This window comes from Campylobacter sp. 2014D-0216, assembly GCF_014931215.1.
GTDB lineage: Bacteria > Campylobacterota > Campylobacteria > Campylobacterales > Campylobacteraceae > Campylobacter_D.
The window spans coordinates 1,225,413-1,236,070 of record NZ_CP063089.1 but is presented as its reverse complement, the minus strand read 5'-3'; the positions used below and the strand labels follow the sequence as shown (position 1 = coordinate 1,236,070).

General features: G+C 30.5%; 11 protein-coding genes. 8 read left to right on the top strand and 3 right to left on the bottom strand.

The features are described 5' to 3' along the window. Positions 1–43: 43 nt before the first annotated feature. From A0083_RS06215 to efp, 4 genes are read left to right on the top strand one after another with little or no spacing between them, the layout of a single operon-like run. Positions 44–1,711 (top strand): 30S ribosomal protein S1, encoded by a 1,668-nt coding sequence (locus A0083_RS06215; protein ID WP_197552846.1) that lies wholly within the window; start codon positions 44–46, stop codon positions 1,709–1,711. A gap of 6 nt (positions 1,712–1,717) precedes the next feature. Beyond that, entirely contained in the window at positions 1,718–2,197 is a 480-nt protein-coding gene (locus tag A0083_RS06210) for a hypothetical protein (protein ID WP_120759833.1), read from the top strand. Next, positions 2,194–3,774, top strand: a complete 1,581-nt coding sequence (gene serA / locus A0083_RS06205; RefSeq protein ID WP_197552844.1) for a phosphoglycerate dehydrogenase — start codon at positions 2,194–2,196, stop codon at positions 3,772–3,774. Before A0083_RS06210 ends, serA begins: the two co-directional genes overlap by 4 nt. A gap of 60 nt (positions 3,775–3,834) precedes the next feature. After that, complete coding sequence (gene efp, locus A0083_RS06200) at positions 3,835–4,404, top strand: elongation factor P (RefSeq protein WP_120759829.1); 570 nt, start codon at positions 3,835–3,837, stop codon at positions 4,402–4,404. A gap of 21 nt (positions 4,405–4,425) precedes the next feature. Here efp and uvrB read toward each other — a convergent pair whose 3' ends face one another. Continuing rightward, positions 4,426–6,399 (bottom strand): excinuclease ABC subunit UvrB, encoded by a 1,974-nt coding sequence (gene uvrB / locus A0083_RS06195; protein ID WP_197552842.1) that lies wholly within the window; start codon positions 6,397–6,399, stop codon positions 4,426–4,428. Between the two features lie 155 nt (positions 6,400–6,554). On the opposite strand from uvrB, the gene A0083_RS06190 reads away from it, so the two are divergent. From A0083_RS06190 to A0083_RS06175, 4 genes are read left to right on the top strand one after another with little or no spacing between them, the layout of a single operon-like run. Further along, a complete protein-coding gene (locus tag A0083_RS06190) occupies positions 6,555–6,788 on the top strand; it encodes a hypothetical protein (RefSeq protein WP_012661890.1) in 234 nt (77 codons plus the stop codon). Continuing rightward, entirely contained in the window at positions 6,775–7,014 is a 240-nt protein-coding gene (locus tag A0083_RS06185) for a hypothetical protein (RefSeq protein WP_012661889.1), read from the top strand. Before A0083_RS06190 ends, A0083_RS06185 begins: the two co-directional genes overlap by 14 nt. After that, positions 7,015–7,485, top strand: a complete 471-nt coding sequence (locus A0083_RS06180; protein ID WP_197552840.1) for a type II secretion system protein — start codon at positions 7,015–7,017, stop codon at positions 7,483–7,485. Then, positions 7,482–9,326 (top strand): primosomal protein N', encoded by a 1,845-nt coding sequence (locus tag A0083_RS06175; RefSeq protein ID WP_197552838.1) that lies wholly within the window; start codon positions 7,482–7,484, stop codon positions 9,324–9,326. The genes A0083_RS06180 and A0083_RS06175 overlap by 4 nt, the downstream gene beginning before the upstream one ends. Here A0083_RS06175 and A0083_RS06170 read toward each other — a convergent pair. Both A0083_RS06170 and A0083_RS06165 read right to left on the bottom strand, forming a co-directional pair. Continuing rightward, the gene (locus A0083_RS06170; protein WP_197552836.1) at positions 9,319–9,864 is read right to left on the bottom strand and encodes a DUF2972 domain-containing protein; all 546 of its coding nucleotides are present in this window, start codon (positions 9,862–9,864) and stop codon (positions 9,319–9,321) included. The two genes, A0083_RS06175 and A0083_RS06170, sit on opposite strands and share 8 nt — an antisense overlap. Next, complete coding sequence (locus A0083_RS06165; RefSeq protein WP_197552834.1) at positions 9,833–10,612, bottom strand: hypothetical protein; 780 nt, start codon at positions 10,610–10,612, stop codon at positions 9,833–9,835. Before A0083_RS06165 ends, A0083_RS06170 begins: the two co-directional genes overlap by 32 nt. Between the last annotated feature and the right edge of the window lie 46 nt (positions 10,613–10,658).

Sequence of the window (10,658 nt, the reverse complement as noted above, 5' to 3'; positions counted from 1 at the left end):
CAATACTATAATGAAGAATCAAAATTTAAAACAAAGGACCACGATGAGCGAGGTGAACAAAAAAGTTCAAAACAGACTAGAGGATATTATCATAGAAGAAGATTTTGAGCAAATGCTTGAAGAATCTTTTAAGTCTGATGAGGAGGCAACTACACAAGGCATAATCGTTGCTATCAAAGGTGATGAAGTATTTATAAATGTAGGGCAAAAATCAGAAGGTATTTTGGCAACAGAAGAAATTCAAAATGAAAATGGCGAACTTATTTTTAAAGAAGGTGATACATTAGAAGTTGCTATAGTGGGTTCTCGCGGTGGCAGATCTTTACTTTCTCATAAAAAAGCTTTGAGAAAACAAAAAGTAAAAGAATTTATCGAAAATTATCAAGATGATGAAAGAATATTTGATGTAAAAATCATCGGTAAAAACAGAGGCGGTTTTGTAGCTGTAGATGATAGTGGTGTGGAGTTTTTCTTGCCAAAATCACAAAGTAGCTTTAAAGATTCAAACAATATCATCAATAAAACATTTAAAGTTAAAATCATAAAAATAGACAAAGAGGCACAAAGCATAGTTGTTTCTAGAAAAAAAATAGTTGATGAGGAAAGAAAAAAACGTAAAGAAATCATTTCAAATGTATTAAATCAAGATGAGGTTATTGAAGGTGTAGTGAAAAAGATTACCACTTATGGTATGTTTGTTGATGTAGGTGGTGTTGATGGTTTGGTGCATTATAGTGAAATTTCTTATAAAGGACCGGTAAATCCTAGCTCATTGTATAACGAAGGCGATAAAGTGCCTGTAAAAGTAATCAAATACGATAAAGACAAAAAGCATTTATCACTATCAATTAAACTTGCTATGCCTGATCCTTGGGATGAAATCAAAGATGGTTTAGAGGTTGGTGATACTATCAAGGTTACAGTTTCAAATATTGAGCCTTATGGTGCTTTTGTAGATTTAGGAAATGATATTGAAGGATTTTTACACATCAGTGAAATTTCTTGGGATAAAAATGCTAAAAATCCAAAAGATTACATCAGCGAAGGACAAGAACTTGATGTAGAGGTAATTGAAATCAACGCAAAAGAAAGAAGATTAAGAGTTTCTTTGAAAAATTTACTTACAAAACCTTTTGATGAATTTTTGAAAACACATAAAGTAGGTGATGTGGTAAAAGGCTGCGTTACATCAGTGACTAATTTTGGTGCTTTTGTAAAAATCGCAAACTTAGAAGGTTTATTGCACAATGAAGATGCTTCATGGAATAGAAATGATAAGTGTAAGGATATTTATAAAGTTGGCGATAATATTGAAGTAAAAATCATCAAACTTGATAAAGAAAATCAAAAAATTTCTTTAAGTGTTAAAGAGCTGCAAAAAAGTCCTGCGCAAGTTTATGCACAAAAACATCAAGTAAATGATATTATCTCTGGTAAAATTAGAGATATTAAAGATTTTGGAGTTTTTGTTGAGCTAGAAGAAGGCGTGGATGCGCTTATCCATAAAGAAGACTTAGGGAATGTTGATTTTTCAACTTTAAAAGTTGGAGATGCAATAGAGGCTTTGATTGTTTTTATTGATGAAAAGAAAAATAGAATTCGCTTAAGTGTTAAAAGTCTTGCAAGAATGAAAGAAAGAGAAGCACTGAATGAAATCAATGATAACGACAAAGTAACTTTAGGTGATATTATTAAAGATCAACTTTCATAATAAAAAATGAAAAAATATACCCTATATGGTATTTTAGGCTTTTTAAGTCTAACTTTGGTTATTGCTTTTATTTTTATGGTGAGATATGTAAGCATTGGGAGCTTGCCTATCTCACAAAATGTTAAATACTCTTTTGATGAAATAAAAAAAGAATTGCCACAAACTTGGCAAGATAAACTTTCAAATCTTAAAATCAATGATTTTTCCCCCGCAGCAAATGAATTTTATATGAGTTTTAATATGGACGATTCTATAGTAAAACCAAAGCAAAAATTTTATATGCTCGATGTGAATAAAAATGATGTATATTCGATGTTTTGTTTAAAGCAAACTTTGCATTCTTTTTTTATCAAATACACTTTAACTCAAAGTAAAGATGAAGTAGCAATTTACCTTGATACTAACAATGAAAAAGTTTTAAATGCTCTGATTGAAAAATTAAAAATTTACAATATAAATGCAAAATTAAAGGAGGTTTGGTTATGAAAAAGATTATTGTGTGTGATGCGATACTAGATAAAGGTGTGGAGCTTTTAAGAAAAGCAGAAGATGTAGAGTTAATCGAAGCAGCGCATTTGGCTAAAGATGAGCTTTTGACAAAATTAAGCGATGTGGATGTGGCTATCACTAGAAGTTCTACAGATGTGGATTTGAAATTTATTGATGCGTGTAATAATTTAAAAGCATTAGTTAGAGCAGGCGTTGGGGTTGATAATGTAGATATTGATGAGTGTTCTAAAAAAGGAATCATTGTAATGAATGTCCCAACTGCAAATACCATAGCAGCAGTAGAGCTGACTATGAATCACTTACTCTGTTCTGCTAGATCTTTTGTAAATGCTCATAATTTTTTGAAAATAGAAAGAAAATGGGAAAGAGAAAAGTGGTATGGCGTAGAGCTTATGAATAAAACCTTAGGTGTGATAGGTTTTGGTAATATAGGCTCAAGAGTTGCTGTACGCGCAAAAGCTTTTGGTATGAAAGTTATTGCATATGATCCTTATGTAGTAGCATCTAAAATGACTGATTTGGGTATTGAGTGTGTAAATTCTTTAGATGTGATTTTAACTCAAAGTGATTTTATTACAATCCATACACCAAAAACAAAAGAAACTACAGATATGATCTCTTATGATGAGATTAATAAAATGAAAGATGGAGTTCGATTAATTAACTGTGCTAGAGGTGGTCTTTATAATGAAGAGGCATTGTGCGAAGGATTAAAAAGTGGTAAAATCGCTTGGCTTGGTATTGATGTGTTTGATAAAGAGCCTGCAACAAACCATCCATTTTTAGATTTTGAGAATGTTTCAGTTACTTCTCATCTTGGAGCAAATACTTTAGAAAGTCAAGAAAATATCGCTATTCAAGCATGTGAGCAAGCCTTAAATGCTGCAAGGGGAATTTCTTATCCTAATGCCTTAAATTTACCAATCAAAACAGAAGATTTGCCAAAATTTGTCGCACCTTATATAGAACTTATTTCGAAAATGGGTTTTTTGGCCGCTCAGCTTGATAAAACTCCTATTAAAGCTATTAAACTTGAAAGTGAAGGGCAGATTAGCGAATACAATGGATCTTTATTAACTTTTGCAGCAGTGAGTGTTTTAAGAGGAATTTTAGGAGAAAATATCAACTATATTAATGCGCATTTTGTAGCTAAAGATAAAGGAGTGGAACTTTCTTCTTATATTTTACCAAGTAGTGGATATAGTAATAAAATTACCATAAAAGTGCTTACAGATAATTCGACTTTATCGATCTCGGGAACGATTTTTGGAGAGAATGAGCAAAGAATTGTGGAGTTAAATGGCTTTGATATAGACTTTAAGCCTAAAGGAAAAATGATCATCTTAAATAATAATGATATTCCAGGTGTTATTGCTAATGTGAGTGGAATTTTGGCTAAAAATAATGTAAATATAGCCGACTTTAGACTTGGTAGAAATGGTTTTGGAAAAGCTTTATCAGTTATTTTACTTGATACGAAAATTTCAAAAGCATTATTAGAGGAATTAAGAGCGGTTGATGCTTGTATTTTTGCAGAATATGCAGAAATTTAAGGCTTTTTATAAGGCTTAATTGTTACAATTTGTTTTTAATTTTAAAATTAAGGAAAATACATGGCTTCTTATGGAATGGGAGATTTAAAAAAAGGTTTAAAAATAGAAATTGACGGTATTCCTTTTAAAATCGTTGAATATCAACATGTAAAACCAGGAAAAGGTCCTGCTTTTGTTCGTATTAAAATTAAATCTTTTATTGATGGTAAAGTTTTAGAAAAAACTTTTCATGCAGGGGATAAATGTGAATCTCCAAATTTAGAAGAAAAGCAAATGCAATATCTTTACGATGATGGTGAAAATTGTCAATTCATGGATACACAAACTTATGAGCAAGTAGCAATTAGCGATGAGGATGTGGGTGAAGCTAAAAAATGGATGCTCGATGGAACCATGGTCGATGTTTTATTTCACAATGGAAAAGCAATTGGTGTTGAAGTACCTCAAGTAATGGAACTTAAAATCGTTGAGACAGCACCAAATTTTAAAGGCGATACTCAAGGTTCAAATAAAAAACCAGCTACTTTAGAAACAGGTGCAGTAGTTCAAATTCCTTTCCACGTATTAGAAGGTGAAGTGATTCGTGTTGACACTGTGCGCGGAGAGTATATAGAAAGAGCAAATAAATAATAATCCCTTGAATGCAAGGGATTATAAAGTTCTTAGCTTATTAATCTCATCTCTAAACATTGCAGCTTTTTCAAATTCAAGATTTTTTGCTGCTTCAAGCATTTGTTTTCTTAATTCTTTTACTATTTTTGCGCGTTCTTTAGCTGGCATTTTTTCAAGTTCTTTGCCTTTACGATAAATTTCTCCTTGTTCAAGCTCTTGTTTTAAACTTTCTTCTATGTTTCTTTTGACTGAAGTAGGGGTGATATTGTGTTTTTGATTATAAGCTTCTTGTAAAGCTCTTCTTTCATTAGTAGTATCGATGGCTTCTTGCATGGATTTTGTGATTTTTTTGGCAAAAAGTAACACTTTTCCATTGACATTTCTAGCTGCCCGCCCCATTGTTTGAATGAGTGCGGTTGTACTTCTTAAAAAACCTTCCTTGTCCGCATCCATAATTGCAATAAGAGACACTTCAGGTAAGTCAAGTCCTTCTCTTAAAAGATTGATTCCGATTAAAATATCAAAAGCACCACTTCTTAAGCCGCGAATGATTTCATTACGTTCAATCGCATCTATTTCTGAATGCATGTATTTTACTTTTAAGCCAAGTTCTAGGTAGTATTTGCTAAGTTCTTCAGCCATTTTTTTAGTTAAAACAGTGATTAAAACTCTTTCTCCGCGTTCTATAACTTTTTTAGCCTCATCATATAAAATTTCTACTTGATTTTCACTATCTTTGATTTCTATTTTAGGATCTAAAAGTCCTGTTGGACGCATGATTTGGTAAAAAATATTTTCTTTGCTTAATTCAAGTTCTAAAGGTGCAGGTGTAGCTGAAACAAATAAAAATTTACAGTTTTTATTGATAAATTCATCAAACATCAAAGGTCTATTGTCTAAAGCACTTGGCAGACGAAAACCATAATCAACTAGGGTTTGCTTCCTGCTTCTATCTCCAGCAAACATTCCACGAAATTGTGGCAAGGATACGTGAGATTCATCAATGATAACTAAGAAGTCTTGATTTTTGATTGCAAAATAGTCAAATAAGGTATAAGGAGTATCACCACTTTTTAAACCTGTTAAATGCAGTGCGTAGTTTTCTACTCCTTTGCACATTCCTGTACTTTGAAGCATTTCAAGATCAAATTCTACTCTTTGCTTTAGTCTTTGTGCTTCTACAAGTTTGTTTTCATTTTCAAAATAAGCAAGCCGTTCGTTAAGTTCAGTTTTGATCCCCTCGATAGCTTCTTTAAGTCTTGTTTCACCTACGCTAAATTGGCTAGTAGGGTAGAGTATGAATTTTTTTAAATCTTTACCTTTTTTGTTTTCTAAAACATTATAATGATACATTGCCTCAAGTTCATCGCCAAAAAATTCAAGTCTAACGGCTTCATCTTCATAATAAGCTGGATATATATCTACAATGTCACCATTAACCCTAAAATCAGCTCTGTCAAAGAAATTATCATTGCGTTTATATCCCATGTCTACAAGTTTTTTTAAAAGTTCTTTTTGGTTTATTTGCATATTTAATTCTAAAATTAAAACCATACCTACATATTCGCTTGGATTTCCTAAACCATAGTTTGCTGAAACACTAGCTATGCAAATAACATCATCATAACTCAAAAGTGAAGCACTTGCGCTTAACCTTAATCTTTCTAAGTCTTCATTAGTGGAGCTATCTTTTTCTATAAAAACATCAGTTCTTGGTATATAAGCTTCAGGCTGATAATAATCATAATAACTTATAAAATACTCCACATGATTGTTTGCAAAAAAACCTTTAAATTCGCTATAAAGTTGCGCGCACAAGCTTTTATTGTGTGACATGATGAGTGTGGGCATATTTAAATTTTTGATGATGTTTGCCATGGTGAAGGTTTTTCCACTACCTGTAACGCCTAGTAAGGTTTGGTATTTATTACCTGCTTTTATACTTTTTACCAAACCGTCAATGGCTTGTTTTTGATCAGGACTTGGACTAAAGTCGCTAGTAAGTTCAAACATAAATTTTCCTAACTTGTATTTTTGTGAATTTTACACAAAATTTTTTGTAAAAATTTAAATTTTCAAATAAAAAGCTATGCAAAATTAAATTTTTTTTTGTTACAATTATATATTTAAAATACTCTAAAAATATAAATCAAAAAAGGCAAAAAAATATGTACGATGAAAGAATAATTAACACAATGACAGATAAAGTAAACGAGCTTTTGGCAAAATACAATGAAGTATGCGAAATCAATGAAAATTTAAGAAATGAATTGGTAAGTGTAAAAGCACAAAATGAAGCCAAAAACAACCAAATCGCACGTTTAGAGGAAGAACTTAAAAATAAAAATATTGAAAGTGAAGATGTGATCAAGAAAATAGAGGCTGTTCTTGGCAAACAATAATCAAAGAAAAGTTACAATCAATGTCTATGCAAAAGACTTTGTTGTAACTTGTAGTAATGAATTTGCAAATCATCTTGAAGATGAGATCGCTTTGATTTCAGGAGGCACGGGTAAGATAGAACTTGCAAATTTCATTAATGCTTTTGTAAAACTTAGTTATGAAAACTATATTCTAAAAAAAGAACTCAATAAACTTATAAACACTATCGATGAAGAAATAAAATAAATGCGCTTGCAAAAAGCTTTTACTCTCATAGAGCTTGTTTTTTGCATTATGATTATCGCCATTCTTAGTATGGTTGCTTATCCGTATTTTTCTTTTGGTAAAAATGATGCTAAAGTTATTCAAGTAAAAAGTGAAGTAGAGCTTATAAATGCTTCTTTGTCTTTACTTAGACATCAGTTTTTGTTTAAAGAAAGTAAAGATTTTCCAGTGGTTTTAGATGATGCTTTAATTAATACTGAAAATCAAAAATTATTTGTTTGTTCTAATGCTCAAAATTATAAAAACACAAAACAATGCACTTATAATGTTTTAGAAAGGCCTATTGTTTCAAGTAAAAAATCATGGATGAAAACAGCAAACATTCGATATCGATTTTTTATAAATAGTCAAATTTATATAGATTTTGCTTATAATAGCGATAAAATTTTTTTAGAGTGTGTGAGTTCAAATTGTAAGGATTATGGGTTTTGAATTTTTATCAACTTGCTATTAAAGGGTATTATTTAGATGCTTTAACCTATGAAAGCGAAGAAGAATTTGAAATTTTAGATGAGGTGGTGGTAGATCTTGCTAAAAAGAAAAATCTTAAAGCGATTGTTTTGCAAAAATGTCCAAAACCTGATTTTAAAACCCAGGCCATAAAGGAAAAAACAGGCTATAAGCTTACGCCATATCAGTATGAACTTGCTCAATTTATTGCGTATTATTATGCTAGTAAAATTGCCTTTGTTTTGGGAATGTTTGAAGGAATTAACGTTTATAAACATGATAAAATTCAAATAGAAAAAACACCGATTTTAAGTCAAAATCAACAAGAAGCTTTGGAATTTATTAAAGCAAGACAAACAAGTTTGTTGTTTGGGGATACAGGCTCGGGTAAAACAGAAATTTATATAAGTTTGATAAAAGAATGCTTAGAGCAAGGAAAACAAGTTTTGCTTTTAATGCCAGAAATCGCCTTAACTCCGCAAATGCAAAAAAGACTTAAAGTGTACTTTAAAGAGCATTTTTTCTTATGGCATTCAAAAGTCACTAAGAAAAAAAAGCAAACATATTTGCAAGATTTAGCTTCTTCTAAGGCTTTGTTGGTAGCAGGAGCAAGATCGGCTTTGTTTTTGCCTTTTAAAAATTTAGGCTTAGTGATTATAGATGAAGAACATGATAATTCTTATAAAGCCTCTAATAATCCAAGAATTAATGCAAGGGATTTAGCCTTGTTTGTAGCGAAAAAAATGGATATAAAAATACTTTTGGGTTCAGCTACTCCAAGTGTTGTAAGTTTTTACAAGCATGATTGTTTTCGACTTAAGGGAACTTTTTTTGAAAGTAAGAAAGAGTTCTTATATGATGAGAGTGAATTAAGTGTTTCTTCTAAACTTCTTTTGGAATTAAAAGTGAGTTTAAGAGAGAAAAAACAAGCTGTGGTGTTTTTACCCACAAGGGCTAACTTTAGACAAATTTTATGCAAAGAATGTGCTAATACAATTCAATGTCCTTTTTGTTCTATTGCTTTGAGTTTGCATAAAAGTAAAAATGCATTAAAGTGCCACTACTGTAATTTTACCAAAGAAATTGATCAAACTTGTCCAACGTGCAATGGAGCTATGCTTGAAGCTAAAAAAATGGGCACAGCGGAGCTTTGTGAGCTTCTGGAAAAAGAGTTGGCTGAATTAAATCCTAGTATTAAAAGATTTGATAGTGATGAGATTAGCAGTGTTAAAAAGCTTGATATGATTTTAAAGGATTTTAATCAAGGTAAAATTGATATCTTAGTGGGTACTTCTATGCTTGCTAAAGGACATGATTATCACAATGTAGATTTAAGTGTAATTTTGGGGTTAGATGAGTATTTATTTAGACCTAATTTTAAAGCTTTAGAAGAAACTTTAGCACTTGCAATGCAGGTTGCAGGTAGGGCAGGTAGAAAAGGTAAAGGAAGAGTTTTGTTGCAAACTAAAAACAAAGCTTTTTTTGAAAAATATATACAAGATTATGATTGTTTTTTAAATGATGAATTAAGTGCTAGAAATGGACTTTACCCTCCATTTAAAAGGCTTTTAAGATTAATCATTGAAGATGAGGATAAAAATAAAGCATTAAGTTTGTGTGAGTTTATGGCTAAAAAAGCTCAAGAGTTAGAATTTGTTCAGTTGGTAGGGCATGGATCTTGTGCAATTGAAATGCTTCATAAAAAGTGGCGTTTTTATGTTTTATTGCGTGCTGATACTCATCAAGAACTTGTGAAATTTGAGCATTTTGCTTTAAATTTTAAAAATATCACTTGCGATATTGATCCAGTGGATTTTAGTTGATCAATTTTCTAAATTCTTGATAATGAAACCACGATTCTACTATATCGGGTCGATGTTGCTTTATATGTGATAGTTCAACATCTAAGATGTTTTTTAATTTTATTCTCGCATGGGTATTTTTCTTTAGATAATATATAACATCTTCTTCTTTCATCATTGTATCTTCTGTTAAATCGATAACTGTCTTTATATCATCTAAAAAATTCGAAAGGTATTTTTTAATTTTATTGTAGTTTTTGTGATTAAAAAAATAATTATGTTGTTTCTTGTCAAGATAAATTCCTATATCGTATACCAAATCGTTATTGCAAAAATGTTCGATGATGTTATATTGCTCGTTATTAGGATAAAATCGGTCGATTGTTAATTTTACATTATGATCAACATGAAAGGTCAGTGGTAAAAGATATCTTATATAGCCTCTAAATTCTTTTCTATTAAACAAATCTTTTGTATTGATGTTTGGTGAAGCGAAATTATACTTATTGGCAAGTTTTGTTAGTGTTTTAAATGCTTTCGAAGGTGATAGTTCGCCCATATCTAGATAATATATTGTTTGTGTTAATTTTATTTAATAGATAATGATTTATAAATGTATTATCTAGCAAATTTTCAAAATTATCTTTCATGCATGTTTTATTTGGTGTCAAATACTTGATATAAGGAGTATAGTCACAATTTATATCAAAATTTTTTTTATATTTTCGTTCAACTTTACTCCAATCTCTACCATATGAGTGTTTCAATAAAGATATTGGATCTCTAACCTGGTAAAGTATAGGAGTATCTGGATTTAACAGACATAGGTATTTTTCAATATCATGTATATTGATTTCCGAAATATTAATTGCAATGTTTTGATCAAATGAGTTGATAAAATTAAACATATATCGATATTTGGAGTTATCTTGTAAAATCCAAGATGCGGGGCAAAGTATATTGCAGGTTTGATTTAAAAGAGTTAAAAAAGCTGCCGCTCCTACTCCATGTGGCGAAATATAAATAAATTTAATGTTAGGGTTATACAAGGGAATATTACAATCCCAAGCTAGACTAGCACAGTATTCACTACTATCTAAATCCAAATTTTTAGGGTTGAATAATGGTGGATATACATTTGTTTCAAATTTTTTAAATTCATCACTATTGAACCATTGTATAACACTTGTAATATTATTTAAAATTAATTGATGAAAATCATCATTGTTACTTTTTTGTAAAGCATTTAATAGTTTTTTTGCTTGAATTGGCGCGATGTTTTTTATATGACTTGTGAAGTGATTCATTATAATCCTTCTGATTGTTTAAGCGGTATTATACCTATTTTTTATT